Genomic DNA, 16,726 nt, shown 5'->3' on the forward strand with positions numbered 1-16,726 from the left:
CTGATACAGAAAATTGGATTGTTATCAACACAGGAGGAGGACATCACTTCTGTTAACACTGCGGTCAGGGCTTCCTTGGCTGAAGAATCCCGCGCTCTCCCGTAGGGGAGCGTCGGGAGTATGTCAATCTCCACCAATCTTCTAATAAGGTGTACAACACAGGAACTACGATTAAACTCAACAAAGTAGAAGTAATTAACCCTCCAATAATTGCCACAGCTAGAGGTTGTCGTAATTCTGCTCCTGCTCCTAATCCCAAGGCGATCGGCAACATTCCTAAAACTGTGGAACTTGTTGTCATTAAAATGGGTCGTAGTCGCACCAACCCAGTTTGCAAAATAGCTTGTCTGCGGTCTAACCCTGACTGACGCAGTTGATTAATATAATCCATCAATAACAAAGCATTTTTATCCAGTAAACCGAGGAGAAAAATTAGACCAAGCAGGGAAATAACACCAAAATCACTCTGAGTAAATAATAATCCTAACATTGCCCCCACAATAGACAAAGGCAAACACAAACCTACTACCAAAGGTTCTAAAAATCTGCCAAAAAGTAAAACTAAGACTGTCAACATACATACAACAGAGAAACCTAAAGTCACAAAAAAACTACTAAAGACTTCCCCTATTCTCAAAGAATCTCCACCTAAGTCTAACTTGACACCAGGAGGTAAAATTGGTTGAGCTATTTCTACTGCTAAATCTATAGCATTGCCTAATCCTAAACCCTCAGAGAGATTAGCCGTAATATAGATAACCTGCTTTTGACTGCGGTGAGTTATTTCCATGGGGTTATCGAAATTATTATACTGAGGCGCAATAGTTAAATCAACAAATCCTGGTATTTTGGCAATTTGAGTTTGAATTTTTTGAGCTGTGTTGTAGAGAATTTCTCGATTATCTCCTAATAGCATTATCTCAAAAGGTTTTCCGGCACCAGTCTCAACAAATGGAATATCTTCAACGCTAATACTAATATTTTTTAACTCAGATAAAGCATTACGAGTTTGCTCTTGTATTTGGGCAGTAGTGAGCGATCGCTCTTTTTTGAGTTTCACATATATTTTTCCATGATTTGGCTCACCCTGGAAACCTGCAATACTAAATACTGATTCTACTTCTGGGGAGGATAAAACTTTTTCCTCGATCTGTTGCGCTACTCTACGAGATTTTCTTAATAAGATTCTAGTGGGAGATTTAGTTAAACCGCTAATCCAATTAAATGCTCCTTCAGCAAAAATTGAGTTATCGGGAGGTGCTGGAGTTGCTTGGGGAGAAGGAGTATTTTCAGTATTACTAACAAAATTAGGTAGAGGGTAAGTGTAGGTAATATTGAATTCTCCTCGGTCTAGTTGTGGTACTAACCCTTTAGGAATTAGAGGAATCATTGCCACACCAAGAATGAAACTGAGTAAAGCTATTGCTATGACAATTTTTCGATGGTCTAGAGACCAGTTAAGTAATTTTTGGTATTGATTGGATAAAGTGTTCTCCCACTTTTGTATTTGATTGAATAAACTCTCTAGGTTACAAAAACAACTTCTGACTTCTAACTCCTGACTTCTGACTTCATCATAGTTTCCTTCTAACTTCTGACTTTTAATTGGTGTTTGATTTAATAAACCATCTTGTTTCAAATAACTTCTGACTTCATCATAATTTTCTTCTAACTCCTGACCTGTAACTTCAAACTGCAATTTTCTGCCTTCAAACTTCTGACTTCTGACTTCATTTAACCACCACACTGATAATACTGGGGATAAAGTGCGGGCAACTAATAAAGAAATTAATACTGCTGCGGAAACTGTTAAACCAAAGGGTTGAAAGAACTGACCAAGGGTATCCCCCATCAAAGCGACTGGGAGAAATACTGCTGCAATAGTGCAGGTAGAAGCAACAACAGTTAAACCTATTTCATCAGTACCATTGATGGCCGCTTGTTTGGGAGTTTCTCCTGCTTGGAGATGTCTGGCAATATTCTCCACATCTACAATAGCATCATCAACAATTATTCCAATTATTATTGCTAAGGCGAGGAGGGTAATAGTTTCTAGGTTAAATCCAAATATTGCCATGACAATACAAGTACCTAATAGAGAAATAGGTATTGCTAAAGCTGTAATTATGGTGGCTGAAAAATTCCGTAAAAATGGAAAAATGACTGCTACTGCTAGAATAATTGCTAATAATAAAGCATCGATAGTAGCTTGGGTTGCTTCCTGAATATAGTCTGCTTGAGTTTCTGCTAAGACGAGTTTTATTTCTGGCAAGTCAGACTGCATTTTTGCTACGGTTGCTTCTACTTTACTTACAGCTTCTAAGGTATTAGCATCAGCACGTTTTACTACTTGGAAAGCTATGGCATTTTGATTATTGAAACTTACTAAGGTCGGGAAAGTGTTAGGGAGTGATGTGTCAGTGTCTTTTTGTTTTAAGGAAGCATCTCCAAGTAGGTTGACTTTTAAAATTTCCGGTAATTCTGAAATAGTAGGGATAATTTGATTTTGAGCAATGGCAGTTAATTCTTTGAGAGTTTTACTGTCACTAACAATAGTGTAGCTAATTGCTGCTGACTCGTTTAGGTCAAGACTGATTATATCTAAATTAGTTTCTGGAGGGAGAGGTACTTGTTTGAGTGCAGTTTCCACATCTGTTGTTGCTGATTTTAAATTGCTTAGGGTGGTAAAAGCTATGTTGATGACTGCTTGACCTGGATATGTTGAGGAACGCAATTCATACATCCCTTTTGTTTCGAGGATTTTAACAGCTTTTTCGATCGGAGTTGTAATTTGCGTTTCTGTTTCGATAGTATTGTCAAAATTTGCTGTTGCTTGTACTACCACTACTGGAAAACTGACTTCTGGAAATAAGCCATACTTGAGACTACTAAAGGCAAAAAGACCTGCTATTACTACACTTAACCAAAAACAAATAGTTAACCATGGTAGAGCGATCGCCCATCTGGAAATATTCCAGCGTTGTCGTAGATTTTTTGCTGTAGATTGTTTCATAGGTCGTAGGTAGTAGGTCTTAGGTGGGCAGTCCTGGAACCGTAATGGTATTGATTGAACTTGGGACAAATTACCTCAGCTCCAATTAAAAGAAAAGAGAATAGAGATATTTCCTCTGTATAAAAGGATAGGTTTTTTCATAACTAATTATCCGGACTTGATATAAAACTTACCACCTACCACCTACCATCTAATCTATCAATTCTTCAGCACAAAACTCTCCGACTTCTATTAATTCTTCTGGCGTTTCCTCTTTTGCTGCTTTGTTCATTAATTTCCGAAATTTTTCTAAGGTATATTTAGATTGAAACTGATTCAGGGTACAATCACATAGTGTTTCAGCTTGTTCTGTTGATAATCCTTTTGTCACAGCATTAATTTTACAACTTGCTTGATAAGCTTCTGTAAAATCTTGAGGATATTCGTTTTGAGATAGTAATTTGGGAGTTTGACTTTTTGCTTCACTCACCAGTAAACTACAGTAAGCTATACTTACCAAGGTTAATAAAAAAACAGTAATTAAAGATTGTTGTTGGCAGGTAATTTTCATTCTAATAATTAGTTTTTTGTTAGATTGGTAAGAGAGTAGACAACAGAAAATTAATACAGAAAAGAGAGGAGATTTTATCTTTTTATTTTGGGTTTAATTCCCCGCTGTCTACACGGTATTACAATTGCTTGGGGTTTGTAGACACGAAGTGGCTTGTCGAAGACTATCACCATCCACTTTTTCCTTTTCCCTTCTTCCTTCTTCCCTCTTCCTTATTCCTTCTTCCTTCTTCAATACTTAATCTAACCAAATTTCCCACCAAGAACCAGACTTAGATTCCGATGACTTTACCTCTTTAATGCTGTTAATTTTTTCTCCTTTATTAATCTTATCTGCCACTTGTTTGCGTGCCTCTTCTATACTTTTGGCTTCGACTATTATATATCTACGATTAAGACTGATACGATATTTCATATTTTTTTTACCTCATATAATTTACAACAAGAACTTTACCATAATCTTATAGCATCATAATAGATAAACCGGATTTTATGTCACCAAAAACCCGGTTTTCCAATTTTTGTAAGTTTGTTCTCTGATTTTTTTCTATCTCTTAATCTGAGATTGGAGCAGATTTAAGCATAAATATTTCTCTTAAGTGGAGTATTCTCGATCTAGAAATATACCCCTACAGTTTTTGATGAGAAATAATCATCTGGACATGATGTTAAACAGGTTTAGTTAAGTTGGAACAATAACTATCATTTACTACCAAGGAATTAATATTTATAGACTCCATATCTGATGATTGTGGCATCCACCTATTTGTAGGATGAAAAACTACTTTTTTACAAACTATCTGAGTATTACTTAAAGACGCATAATCCCAAGTAAAAATTTCTGGGTCTCTAATATTTGCATTAGCGGGCACTTTAACTAATGCACTTAGCAAGACTAACTCCAGGGTTATCAAAGCAACAATTGCGTATTTGAACATACGACCTCCTAAGCTGATTTTGTGAATAATTAATTTTCAGATAATAGTTTGATTATCACTTAGATTATCTCATAATTTTTCTGAGAGTGTCAAGTCAGTTATCAGTTATCAGTTATCAGTTATCAGGAGGGAAGAAAGAAGAATGACAAAAGCAAGAATCAAGAGGAAGAAAAGGATTTTTTTTATCGCTAATTATCCGGACATGATATTACTGAATAATTAAGGTTTAAAGGTTATTATTTGAAGAATAAATAAAAATAAAAAATATTTTCGCTAATCCTATTCCTTTTAAGCAAAGGTAATTATTAATTGTTGAATTTTAATTTTTAAATTCCCTGCCCACACATACCCACGCACCCCAAAAGTAACGTGCTTGTAAAGGATAATTTTTTACGTCCCATTGAACCAATAATTCAGATGATTTGTTCTGCCAATACGCTCTACTTTCTTGAAGGTAATTATTAATTATTGAATTTTAACTTTTAAATTCCCTGCCCACACATACCCACGCACCCCAAAAATAACGTGCTTGTAAAGGATAATTTTTTACGTCCCATTGAACAAATAATTCCGATGATTTTTTTTGCCAATACGCTCTACTTTCTTGAAGAATTTTTTCACCAGTTGGTAAAGCTTCTAATTCTGTTATTGTGATTGTTTTGATATAAAGTTGTGCCTCTTGTAAAGCTTGTTGACTGGATAAATTATTCTGCTGCATATTAGTAAGAAAGCGGTTCATTAATAGAATCGAAACTTGAGTTGGAACCGACCACAAACTCATAATTAAAAGTCTAGATCCCGCTGCGGTAAATGCACTGCGTAATCCTTTGACTCCTTCCCCAATTTTCACATCTCCCACTGCTGTTTCACAGGCAATTAAAATAATTAATTCATTTGCCCATAAATCTAAACCTGCTACATCTAAAGCAAATAGAATTCCTGACTCTGCTTCTGGGGGAATTTCTCCTCCGAAAAGCCAAGTATTTGCTCCTGCTAATGCTAATCCGGAACGCCATAATGGATTTTTTTCAGCTTTTATTTGATGTAAACGAAAACCCGATCCAATAAACTCCCCCCTTTCTAAAACTGGTTGGGGGGAATTATCAAACTCCCCCCTTTCTAAGGGGGGTTGGGGGGGGATAATCTTGTTCTAAAAAGAAACCATGAGTCGCCAGAACTAATTTTTTAGGGCATTTACTATTTGTTAAATGAGTTTTTAAGGCATCATTTTGTAATAGAGGTTTGACTTGAAATTCGGCAGCAACAGCTTTGGCAATTTCTCTAGTCATCGGAACAGGTAGAAATAGTTTTTCATTCTCTTGTCCAAAGGTTTCAATAATTTCATCTTTCAGAGAATTTAAGTTAATAGAGTTAATAGATAAGTCGGTTTTTTCCCGTGGCGTTGTGGGAATATCTAAGCCCCCCTTACCAAGAGAATTTGGGGGGATCTCTAAAGACAAATCAAAATTTGGATCGGCAATAACTAAAGATTCAGAGGCAATACGTTTGGGCTGATGTTTATATCGTAATAAATCCCTACCTGCTGTTAAATAAGTAATTTGATATTTGTCAAGAAATAATTGATTATTTTCTCCATCTACGGGTAAAATTTCAAACGGAATTAGGGTTAATTTGCCGTCGGGACAAATAAAGAATTGTTCGCCTTGTAAGTATTGCTTTAGAGGTTCAAAAACTGTAGTTGTTAATTCAACAAATGGATTTGATGGTTTAGATATTCCTAACTTGACTTTTTTCGTAGCCAAACCCATATTTTCTAGATTTACTGGGGAAATAGCTTGACGCACCTGACTAATTAAATTATCAATTTTTTCCGCTTCTCCTAAGTCAATCATCCGCACTTTTTCTGATTTTTTAGCAGGTAAGATAAAGACAAGATAACGAGGAGTTTGATATTTATTAGTAGTAAAGTCATAGACAGGAAAATAAGCAAATTCAATTAAGGTACTATTTTCTGGTAATTCTGAAGCAATCTCTTGGCGATCGACTAATTGATTTTCCAGGTTCATTTCTGGAACTTCAGCAGAGAGCTTTTTTTGTAAAGTTTCCACTTCAACATATAGTTCCTTCAGGAGTTTTTTATTAGCTTCGAGACGAGATAAATTTTCGGGTAGGTAGAGAGAAGACTGCAAATTAACAATTTGTTTCCACAGAGAACGATATTTTTCAAAAGAGTCTTGGATGTGGGGGTAGCGATCGCTATTCATTGCTGCATTGAAAGCTGCATCAGCAGCGTTACTGATAGCTTTACGTTTTAAGACTAAATCTAAAGCGGTGTGAATAGCTTCTGATTTTTCTGGAGATTTTTTTAGGGGATAAAAGTATTGATAGACAAGGGAAAGTAAGAGATATTGTGTTTTTCTAATTTTGTCTAGAAAAAGCATTCTGTCATTTTCTGAGCTGCCTAAAAATTCCTGACTCATCAAGCGATGTTCTACTTCTGTAGCTTCTTTGAAGTATTTTAGAGATTCTTGATAGCGGTTAGTTGTAGCATAGAGGGAGGCAAGATTATTTAAACTTAGTGGCACAGAAGGATGACCATTCTGAAACAAACGTTTGAACATAGCTAAAGCTTCTTGGAAAAGAGATTCAGCTTCACTATATTTTCCTTGACTATCGTATATGGAAGCTAGGTTGTTTAAGCTAGTAGCTACATTAGGATGGTCTCCAGTAAACAAACATTTGAACATAGCTAAAGCCTGTTGGAAAAGAGATTCAGCTTCACTATATTTTCCTTGACTATCGTATATGGAAGCTAGGTTGTTTAAGCTAAGTGCTACATTAGGATGGTCTCCAGCAAACAAACGTTTGAACATAGCTAAAGCCTGTTGTAAAAGAGATTCAGCTTCACTATATTTTCCTTGAGAATTGTATATGGAAGCTAGGTTGTTTAAGCTAAGAGCAATATCGGGATGGTCTCCAGTAAACAAACGTTTACTTATGGCTAAAGCCTCTTGGTAAAGAGGTTCAGCCTCACTATATTTTCCTTGAGAATTGTATATGGAAGCTAGGTTGTTTAAGCTATTGGCTATATCAGGATGGTCTCTTTTAAACAAACGTTTTCTCATGACTAAAACCTCTTTTACAAGAGGCTCAACTTCACTATATTTTCCTTGAGAATAGTAGAGGGCAGCAAGTTTGTTTAAGCTATTAGCCGTATCAGGATGGTCTCCAGTAAACAAACATTTGAACATAGCTAAAGCCTCTTGGAAAAGAGGTTCAGCTTCACTATACTTTCCTTGATTATAGTATAGGAAAGCTAGGACATTTAAGTTAGCAGCCACACTAGGATGGTCTCCAGCAAACAAACGTTTTTTCATAGCTAAAGCTTCTTGGAAAAGAGATTCAGCTTCACTATATTTTCCTTGAGAATTGTATATGGAAGCTAAGTTGCTTAAGCTAGTAGCAACATCAGGATGGTCTCCAGTAAACAAACTTTTATAAATAGCTAAAGCTTCTTGATAAAGAGATTTAGCTTCACTATATTTTCCTTGATTACTGTATATGAAAGCTAGGTTGTTTAAACTATTGGCTATATCAGGATGGTCTCTTTTAAACAAACGTTTTCTCATGGCTAAAGCTTCTTGATAAAGAGATTCAGCTTCACTATATTTTCCTTGACTATCGTATATGAAAGCTAAGTTGCTTAAGGTGGTAGCAACATCAGGATGGTCTCCAGCAAACAAACTTTTATAAATAGCTAAAGCTTCTTGATAAAGAGATTCAGCTTCACTATATTTTCCTTGAGAATTGTATATGGAAGCTAGGTTGTTTAAGCTAAGAGCAATATTGGGATGGCCTCCAGGAAACAAACGTTTTTCCATTGTTAAAGCCTGTTGTAAAAGAGGTTCGGCTTCACTATGTTTTCCTTGAGAATAGTAGAGCAAAGCAAGGTAATTTAAGCTACTAGCCACATCAGGATGGTCTCCAGTAAATAAATGTTTTCTCATGGCTAAAGCTTCTTGATAAAGAGATTCAGCTTCACTATATTTTCCTTGACTATTGTATATGGAAGCCAAGTCATTTAAGCTACTAGCCACATCAGGATGGTCTCCAGCAAACAAACGTTTTCTCATAGCTAAAGCTTCTTGATAAAGAGATTCAACTTCACTATATTTTCCTTGATTTTTGTATATGGAAGCTAGGTTGTTTATGCCAGTAGCCACATAAGAATGGTCTCCAGGAAACAAACGTTTTGTCATAGCTAAAGCCTGTTGTAAAAGAGGTTCAGCTTCACTGTATTTTCCTTGATTACTGTATACCAAAGCCAAGTCATTTAAGCTAATAGCCACATCAGGATGGTCTCTAGGAAACAAACTTTTATAAATAGCTAAAGCTTCTTGATAAAGAGGTTCATCTTCACTATATTTTCCTTGATTACTGTATATGAAAGCTAGGTTATTTAAGCTAGTAGTAACATCAGGATGGTCTCCAGCAAACAAACGTTTTCTCATAGCTAAAGCTTCTTGATAAAGAGATTCAGCTTCACTATATTTTCCTTGACTATTGTATATGGAAGCTAAGTTGCTTAAGCTACTAGCCACATCAGGATGGTCTCCAGTAAACAAATGTTTTGTCATAGCTAAAGCTTCTTGATAAAGAGGTTCAGCTTTACTATATTTTCCTTGATTACTGTATAGGTAAGCTAAGTTATTTAAGCTACTAACAACATAAGGATTGTCTCCAGTAAACAAACGTTTTATCATAGCTAAAACATCTTGAAAAAGAGGTTCAGCTTCACTGTATTTGCCTTGATTATTGTAGAGCAAAGCTAGGCCGTTTAAGCTAGTAGCAACAAGAGGATTGTCTCCAGCAAACAAACGTTTTGTCATAGCTAAAGCCTGTTGTAAAAGAGGTTCAGCTTCACTGTATTTTCCTTGATTTTTGTATAAGTAAGCTAGGTTATTTAAGCTATTAGCAACAAGAGGATGGTCTGTTTTAAATAAACGTTTTCTCATGGCTAAAGCTTCTTGGAAAAGAGGTTCAGCTTCAATATATTTTCCTTGAATACTGTATAGGACAGCAAAGCTGTGTAAGCTATTAGCCACTTCATAATTTTCATTTCCCCAAATTTTCATAGCTAAATCTAAAGATTGTTTAGCTAATTCAATAGCTTCATCAAATTGACCTTGTTGTTTTAGGAGATTAATTCTTACTCTTAAACTAAAGTAAGTTACTTGTTCTCCTACATTTGAAAAAAAATCACCTAACTGTTCAAAGAAATTCATTTTTGTTACCTCTTTTTATATGCTGATGCTTCAGTAATAATGTTGTGATTCTAGTTTTTAAACCTAAAAGCAGGAAACCCAACATTTTTTATCAAAAGTAATGCAGTGGCGAACGGGCGAATGTGTCGAGTAGATGGCAAATAAAAAATCAGACTATTTCTGCTTCTGCTATTAATTCCTGAGCAAAACGAGTTTTTTTCAAATCATCAATACCAAACATAGCTTCTAACTCCTGACGACTCATTTGTGGTAATTTTTCCAATACAATAGTCTGGAATATGGGAAATAATTGGTTGGGTTTTGTTGCCTCAACCCAACCTACAATCTAAGTTAATTCAAATTAGCAATAGCTTGTCGCACTTGCTCAACTTCTAATTCTAAAATTTCGGCAATTTCTTCAACAGAAAAGCCTTTTCTTAATAAACTAGGAATGACCTTTAATTTTCCTAGAATTTCTCCTTCCTCAAGTAATTCTTGAGCAAAACGAGTTTTTTTCAAATCATCAATACCAAACATAGCTTCTAACTCCTGACGACTCATTTCTGGTAATTTTTCTAATACAATAGTCTGGAATACGAGAAATAATTAGTTGGGTTTTGTTACCTCAACCCAACTTACAATTTGAGTTAATTCAAATTAGCAATAGCTTGTTGCACTTGCTCAACTTCTAAGTCTAAAATTTCGGCAATTTCTTCAATAGAAAAGCCTTTTCTTAATAAACTATAAATGACCTTTAATTTTCCTAGAATTTCTCCTTCAGCTTTTGATTCTGCCATTAATTCCTGAGCAAAACGAGTTTTTTTCAAATCATCAATACCAAACATAGTTTCTAACTCCTGACGACTCATTTCTGGTAATTTTTCTAATACAATAGCCTGAAATACGGGAAATAATTAGTTGGGTTTTGTTGCCTCAACCCAACCTACAGTTTAAGTTAATTCAAATTAGCAATAGCTTGTCGCACTTGCTCAATTTCTAACTCTAAAATTTCGGCAATTTTTTCCACAGAAAAGCCTTCCTTTAATAAGCGAGGAATAACTTCTATTTTTGTTTCTGCCATCAATTCCTGAGCAAAACGAGTTTTTTTCAAATCATCAATACTAAACATAGCTTCTAACTCCTGACGACTCATTTCTGGTAATTTTTCTAGAACAATAACTGACAATAGATTCAAGAGTTGTAACCGATAATTTTCTTCGGTCAACTGCTGTTTTACTCGATTAATTAATACGGTTACTCTCTCTAAAAATCCTTTCTTCTTCGCTACAACTAATTGAATGATTTGTACACCTAAAGGAGTTGTTTCACTCACTTCTAATTCATTCAAATAGATGCGTTTGACCAGGGGAGAATCTAAAAAGGGTTGCACAGATTCTCTTTGTCTTTCTGTTGGTTCCATACTACGACTTTTAAATATAATCATAGCACGCCACTTTAAGTCCGGTTCGTTGTCTCTAAGATAGGTAAAAATCTCGGAGAATAAACGTAAATAAATTTTGCTGTCTTTTTGAAATTGTACCTCTGTAAAATAAATTGGGTTCTCAGTATCTTGAGGTAAAAATACCCCGTCTATTCTTGAACTAATACCTACTATTAATTCTATCTCTAGCAGCTACTCCTAAAAAATATTCTATAGGTTTATCTGAACTAGAAACAACTACAAATTGATAATAACCAGAAGTTAGAGTTTTACCCCTCCATAGATTTATATTTCGATCTTCTATTAATGCTCTAGACCTACCACGATACTTTTCAGGAGGATAAATAGATAAGAAAACTTCTGGAGAATTAACTCGTAACCTGACGCGTAAAATTTGGTCTGCTTGTATCCAAGCTAAATAAATTTTACCTTCTCCTGGTTGTAAATTACCATTCACAACTTCTCTAAATGAACCTGGTGTAAAACGAATTTCTTCTAAAGAATTTCTACTTTGTAAACCTTTCATTGTATCAGTAGCGATCGCTTGCCAAATTTGACCCATGGGTAAACCTATTATGTTTTTTCCACGGGGTTGTTCTGAGAATAAATAGAAAAATTTAGCATCGGTCAAATCATTAAAAGCTGCACTACTAATATTTAATCTACTAAGTTGAGACTTCCATCGATAAATGTCATCTTTACTATAGTTTCCTAATCTACGACGAGCATCTAAACTTAGTGTTTCTAGTTTGTTAAGTAACTGGTTTGCTATTTCATACCACCGCCACTTCCATAATTTATCTTCTGAAGTTTCATCACTCAAAGTCTGCCCTTTTTTTTGAGGATATTTAGCGTAGAAAAAATTATCTACTAAAGGGAAAAAGAAAGACTCTTCAATGCCAGATTTTTGGAGGCGACCGCTCAATTCTTCAGGTTTCTTATTGACTATTTTCTCTTTTTGATTAGAGTTGTATTCTAACCAAAAATTACCAGCTACCCAACCTATTCCTCCCATACTAAATATTGTTACTAATACTAATAAAATTTTTGACCAAATTGAAAATTTTTGAGTGTTATTAGTCGTAACTGGAATTTGAGAAGCTGGTGTTGTTGTGACATTGGAGATTTGATCTGCGGTAATAGGTTGAGTAGGGATAACATTTGGCGCTGCTTGGGTAGCTGCTAGGTCAGTGCTAGAAGCAAAATTTTCAAGCTCTGCTATAACTTGACCAACTGTAGAATAGCGATCGCTTGGTTTAGGAGCTAACATTTTATCTAGCACGTTACCTAAATTTGGACTAATGCTAATTATCTTGCGCCAGTTAAAGGTTAAGTTGTGAGGATCTATCAAAAAAGAGGGTTCTTTTCCTGTCAGTAATACTAAGACTGTTGCTGCTAAAGCATATAGGTCGCTGTTGGCATTTATCATTCCTAGTCGCATTTGTTCGTCTGGTGCATATCCGACTTTTCCCAACCTTGTTGCTTGGAGAGAAATACCATGAGCATATTCAGATACTACTTTTGTTGCTGTTTCTTTGACTCCACCAAAATCTATTAATACTGGCAGCTTATCGGAGCTTCGCAGAATAATATTATCTGGGGAAATGTCGCGGTGAATGACTCCCAAGTTATGAATATATTCTAAGACTGGTAATATTTGGAGTAAAAATCTTGTTACTTCTGTTTCTCTAAAAAAAGTGCCTTGACGTTTGCGGTTTTCTAGTAAAGCACGATAAGTTTTACCCTCTACATAATCTTGTACTAAAAATAGATATCCTTCTCCATCTAATTTAAAGCGAAACATTTCTCGGAACCCGGGTATTTGTGGATGTCGCAATTTGTAAAGTACCCCTGCTTCTCGTTCAAATAGTTCTTGGGATTTTTGTAAGGCATAACTACCCTGTACTTGGGGGGCAAATTCTTTGAGTACACAGGGTTCTTGGAAACGATGGTTATCTTCTGCGAGGTAGGTGCGTCCAAAACCACCATGTCCCAATTGTTTGACTATTTTATAGCGGTTAGTAAGTATAAGTCCAGGATATATAGGGTTATTCATAAACAGGGATAATGGCTAATTTCGGCCCAAGTTAGGGTTATTTCATTATATATATTGGGTTCTTACCGTTACAAAAATCGAAATTATCAATTTAGGAGCAAAAAAGTCTGGGAAAAATTAATTACGTTAATCATCAGAGATTTTAGATATTTTAATTAATATATTATTTACATATACGAGCTGATGATGTAACTGTGATAGCGGTTTTAACTAATTACCTTAACTACTGGAATTTTGATCGACAAAGAATTCAGGGATTTTTAACTGTTGTCTATAATCTGGTATTATCTACAAAAAGTAAGCATTCAGCTATTAGCTGTCAGTTCTCAGCCAGCAAAAGGAAGGGGTTTTAATGAAAATAGACTGTTTTAGACAGCTTTTATAGTTACAGCGAATTCCAGGTTTATGAGGTACAATGGCACTAAAATTTTAAATAGTTTTTGAAGTATGCAATAAAGTTTTCATTCTTATTAATCAAATCTACTAGAATCACTGTACCACACTTACATAGAATAGGCTTTCATTAATGGATAATTGATAATGGATAATTGATAATTACCTCGGGTTTTAACCGTTACGGAATTGAATATAAGGAAATATTATTTCTTTTCTCTTGGTCGATTGGATATGGTTAGGAAACCCATCCATCCCATCCTACGGAATGCTCCGCAAACGACCGCTTTTTCCTCTTAAAAGGGGAGGCTTCAAGGCGCGAATTATTTATTAATTAGTTAATTATTCGGCAAGTATAAATTCTGCCTCAATTAGTAAAGCTTTTTTCTAAAATTAAAAACAATAGCTGATTGCTGATAGCTGACGGCTGTTTGCGCAGCATTCCGGAGGAAATGCTTACTACAAAAATCAACAAGAGTGAGAAATTATATTTTAGATAAACAAAAATTTATGACGAAAGTTGATATCTTGAAAAATCGGAAATATTATAATTTTTTGGCAGCAGCTACTTACAGTATTATTTTCACAATTACATTAACAGTAGTTTTTGTTCTTGCCAATATAATTTTTCCTTATCCTAACATTCCTAATTATCCTAGTTATGTTAGTCTTAAGTTAAAAAACTTTGCCGAACACAAAGATGAATATAATGCTATTTTTATCGGTCCTAGTACAACTTTTCACGGTATAGTACCTAATTTATTTGATAAATTAATGGCAGAAAAAAACGTAGAAATAAAATCTTTTAACTTAGGATTTGGTGGAGCAACAGTAGCAGAGATAGACTTTTATTTAAGAACAATTATTGCTTTAAAACCGGCTAATTTAAAGTGGTTATTTATAGAATACCAAGATAGTTTGTATGAGCACTTCAGTAATGCAGATTCTGCCAGAAGTATATATTGGCATACTCCCAAGGAAACTATCTTAGCTTTAGGTATAACCTTGGAACAAGAAAAACCTTTGCGAAGAAAATTTGATACTGCTTATGGTAATTTAAAAAGTCTATTCTATAGAATTTTATGGATGGGTAGATTTTCTGATTTTTGGTCAGAAAAAGTCTTAGGTTCTAATTTAATTGAATTTATAAAACAACCATACTCCAAACTGTTGATACAAGAATCTGGATATTCTGCTTCAGATGGGGAAAAAAAACCTGGTAAAACTGAGATTGGTCATCGAAAAAATTTTTTAAATAATTTAGATAGTTATTATCAAAGAGTAGATAAGTTGAAGCAAAGGAACACTGCATCAATTAATTTCTCTAAAACTTATAGCTTGAAGGTTCTCAAAAATATGTGCGATCGCATTGAGAAACAAGGAATTAAGCCCATTCTTTTTATATCCCCAACTTTGGAATATCAAGAACCAACAGCAATCGAATTGTATAAACGGTACAATAAATCGGTAGTTTTTGCTTTAGATAATCCCGAAACTTTCCCTACTTTATATCAAGTTGAAAGTAGATCGGGTTTCACGCACCTAAATGACAGAGGTGCAAGGGAATTTACTCGTTTTATGGCAGAACAATTTGCTAAATATCTTGAAACAAAAAAATCAGGAATCTATCCTTTTTAACGAAGTCATATCAAATCCGGTTGAATATTTATTATATGAGATGGGGAGATGGGGAGATGGGGAGATGGGGAGATGGGGAAATATTTGGTAATGTTTGAAGATGGAACATTTTTTTATACCGAATTAAACGGATTTGATATCTGACTATAAGATATAACTTTTAAATTTTAACTTTTGACTTTAGTGAATGGAGAGATGGGGAGATTTAAGGCGAGAAAGTGTGGATAGAATTATAAACATATACTGTATAACCGGATTCTATATCAGAAGTCAGAAGTTATTTTTGTAATGCAGATTTGAGCAAACCTCCAAAAATATTTCGCCTTAAAAGGTGGGGTTGCGCGACCCAATTATTTTGATAAACATTTGATAAACATTTGAAATGATTTTTACTGAATTTCGCTTCCTGTTTTTCTTCCTTACAGTTTTCTGTATCTATTGGACATTAAGGGAACACCAACATCGTAAAATTTGGTTACTCATTTGCAGCTATATTTTTTATGCCGCTTGGAATTGGCGCTTCTTATCTTTAATGTTGGCTTCCACAATCATCGATTATATCGTTGGTTTGATGATATCTAGACCTATAATTGATGATGCTAATCCAGATTGGGAAACTAAGGAAACTGATAAAACGAAAAACTTTGATTGGAACAACCTTGCGTCCAAACCTATAGACTCCCGACAACGCCAACTATGGCTAGTATCAAGTTTAATAGGCAATCTCGGTATCTTAGGATTTTTTAAGTACTATAACTTTTTCACTGATTCAGCCGCTAATTTTCTCAATTTGCTCGGTTTACCTATAAGTTTTCCGATTCTACAAATTATTCTACCTGTAGGAATTAGCTTTTATACCTTTCAAACCCTCAGCTACTCTTTAGATATTTACCGAGGTAAACTCAAACCAACTAAAAACTTTTGGGATTTTGCCTTGTTTGTCAGCTTTTTCCCCCAATTAGTTGCTGGGCCAATTGTTCGTGCTGCTATCTTTTTACCTCAGTTATTGACACCGAAAACATTTAGTCAAGTGCAGGTGAGGAGTTGTTTGATGCTGTTTCTGGTAGGATATTTTAAGAAAGCCTGTATCGCAGATAATTTTTCTATTATAGCCGATAAATATTTTGCTAATCCAGAGATTTATACAGTAGCGAGTGCTTGGATAGCTGTAATCTCTTTTAGCATCCAAATTTACTGTGACTTTTCTGGATATTCAGATATAGCGATCGCTATACTTATTGGCGAAATAAAAACATTTTCATCTGATTGGAATTTCTGAATTTCTGAAAATAGTTGAAAACCAAATTGATTATTTGCAGAAACTAATTTAATCATGGTATTTTTATCTATAATTTTCAAAATTACTAACTTTTCTGTTATCAATCATTTAAGACTACTATAGCAATTCCCATACTGGTGAGGTATAAAATTCCCTTGTTTTAGGGACTAGGGAATAGGAAAGAAAAAAGATAG

General features: G+C 34.8%; 12 protein-coding genes and 1 pseudogene. 2 read left to right on the forward strand and 11 right to left on the reverse strand.

The annotated features are described in order from the left end of the window. Positions 1-64: 64 nt before the first annotated feature. The 10 genes from F6K15_RS30175 to F6K15_RS30220 all read right to left on the reverse strand — a co-directional run bounded on the left by F6K15_RS30175 (position 65) and on the right by F6K15_RS30220 (position 13,222). The gene (locus F6K15_RS30175) at positions 65-3,013 is read right to left on the reverse strand and encodes an efflux RND transporter permease subunit (protein WP_293068400.1); all 2,949 of its coding nucleotides are present in this window, start codon (positions 3,011-3,013) and stop codon (positions 65-67) included. Between the two features lie 190 nt (positions 3,014-3,203). Beyond that, entirely contained in the window at positions 3,204-3,563 is a 360-nt protein-coding gene (locus F6K15_RS30180) for a hypothetical protein (protein WP_293068403.1), read from the reverse strand. A gap of 237 nt (positions 3,564-3,800) precedes the next feature. Further along, positions 3,801-3,977 (reverse strand): hypothetical protein, encoded by a 177-nt coding sequence (locus tag F6K15_RS30185; protein WP_293068406.1) that lies wholly within the window; start codon positions 3,975-3,977, stop codon positions 3,801-3,803. 253 nt (positions 3,978-4,230) lie between these two features. Beyond that, positions 4,231-4,500, reverse strand: a complete 270-nt coding sequence (locus F6K15_RS30190) for a hypothetical protein (protein WP_293068409.1) — start codon at positions 4,498-4,500, stop codon at positions 4,231-4,233. Between the two features lie 475 nt (positions 4,501-4,975). Then, positions 4,976-5,644 (reverse strand): CHAT domain-containing protein, encoded by a 669-nt coding sequence (locus tag F6K15_RS30195; RefSeq protein ID WP_363269023.1) that lies wholly within the window; start codon positions 5,642-5,644, stop codon positions 4,976-4,978. Then, positions 5,604-9,746 (reverse strand): tetratricopeptide repeat protein, encoded by a 4,143-nt coding sequence (locus F6K15_RS30200; protein ID WP_293068412.1) that lies wholly within the window; start codon positions 9,744-9,746, stop codon positions 5,604-5,606. Before F6K15_RS30200 ends, F6K15_RS30195 begins: the two co-directional genes overlap by 41 nt. Positions 9,747-10,076: 330 nt before the next feature. After that, positions 10,077-10,286 (reverse strand): hypothetical protein, encoded by a 210-nt coding sequence (locus F6K15_RS30205; RefSeq protein WP_293068415.1) that lies wholly within the window; start codon positions 10,284-10,286, stop codon positions 10,077-10,079. 86 nt (positions 10,287-10,372) lie between these two features. Beyond that, positions 10,373-10,594: a hypothetical protein gene (locus tag F6K15_RS30210; RefSeq protein WP_293068418.1), complete on the reverse strand. Its 222-nt coding sequence runs from the start codon at positions 10,592-10,594 to the stop codon at positions 10,373-10,375. A gap of 86 nt (positions 10,595-10,680) precedes the next feature. Then, complete coding sequence (locus tag F6K15_RS30215) at positions 10,681-11,358, reverse strand: Rpn family recombination-promoting nuclease/putative transposase (RefSeq protein ID WP_363269025.1); 678 nt, start codon at positions 11,356-11,358, stop codon at positions 10,681-10,683. Next, complete coding sequence (locus F6K15_RS30220) at positions 11,327-13,222, reverse strand: serine/threonine-protein kinase (protein WP_293068421.1); 1,896 nt, start codon at positions 13,220-13,222, stop codon at positions 11,327-11,329. Before F6K15_RS30220 ends, F6K15_RS30215 begins: the two co-directional genes overlap by 32 nt. Before the next feature lie 903 nt (positions 13,223-14,125). Here F6K15_RS30220 and F6K15_RS30225 point away from each other — a divergent pair. Further along, the gene (locus tag F6K15_RS30225) at positions 14,126-15,253 is read left to right on the forward strand and encodes a hypothetical protein (protein WP_293068424.1); all 1,128 of its coding nucleotides are present in this window, start codon (positions 14,126-14,128) and stop codon (positions 15,251-15,253) included. A gap of 571 nt (positions 15,254-15,824) precedes the next feature. Next, positions 15,825-16,532, forward strand: a complete 708-nt coding sequence (locus tag F6K15_RS30230; RefSeq protein WP_363269018.1) for an MBOAT family O-acyltransferase — start codon at positions 15,825-15,827, stop codon at positions 16,530-16,532. Here F6K15_RS30230 and F6K15_RS38730 read toward each other — a convergent pair. Beyond that, positions 16,517-16,588 (reverse strand): annotated as a pseudogene (locus F6K15_RS38730) (hypothetical protein); the annotation flags it as partial. The gene F6K15_RS30230 and the pseudogene F6K15_RS38730 sit on opposite strands and share 16 nt — an antisense overlap. Between the last annotated feature and the right edge of the window lie 138 nt (positions 16,589-16,726).

The organism is Okeania sp. SIO2B3, from assembly GCF_010672525.1.
GTDB lineage: Bacteria > Cyanobacteriota > Cyanobacteriia > Cyanobacteriales > Microcoleaceae > Okeania.

What these genes read in the sequence shown, in the direction of transcription:
- F6K15_RS30175 (WP_293068400.1), bottom strand. Translation starts at nt 3,013, where the DNA reads ATGAAACAATCTACAGCAAAAAATCTACGACAACGCTGGAATATTTCC.
- F6K15_RS30180 (WP_293068403.1), bottom strand. Translation starts at nt 3,563, where the DNA reads ATGAAAATTACCTGCCAACAACAATCTTTAATTACTGTTTTTTTATTA.
- F6K15_RS30185 (WP_293068406.1), bottom strand. Translation starts at nt 3,977, where the DNA reads ATGAAATATCGTATCAGTCTTAATCGTAGATATATAATAGTCGAAGCC.
- F6K15_RS30190 (WP_293068409.1), bottom strand. Translation starts at nt 4,500, where the DNA reads ATGTTCAAATACGCAATTGTTGCTTTGATAACCCTGGAGTTAGTCTTG.
- F6K15_RS30200 (WP_293068412.1), bottom strand. Translation starts at nt 9,746, where the DNA reads ATGAATTTCTTTGAACAGTTAGGTGATTTTTTTTCAAATGTAGGAGAA.
- F6K15_RS30205 (WP_293068415.1), bottom strand. Translation starts at nt 10,286, where the DNA reads ATGAGTCGTCAGGAGTTAGAAGCTATGTTTGGTATTGATGATTTGAAA.
- F6K15_RS30210 (WP_293068418.1), bottom strand. Translation starts at nt 10,594, where the DNA reads ATGAGTCGTCAGGAGTTAGAAACTATGTTTGGTATTGATGATTTGAAA.
- F6K15_RS30220 (WP_293068421.1), bottom strand. Translation starts at nt 13,222, where the DNA reads ATGAATAACCCTATATATCCTGGACTTATACTTACTAACCGCTATAAA.
- F6K15_RS30225 (WP_293068424.1), top strand. Translation starts at nt 14,126, where the DNA reads ATGACGAAAGTTGATATCTTGAAAAATCGGAAATATTATAATTTTTTG.
- F6K15_RS30230 (WP_363269018.1), top strand. Translation starts at nt 15,825, where the DNA reads ATGATATCTAGACCTATAATTGATGATGCTAATCCAGATTGGGAAACT.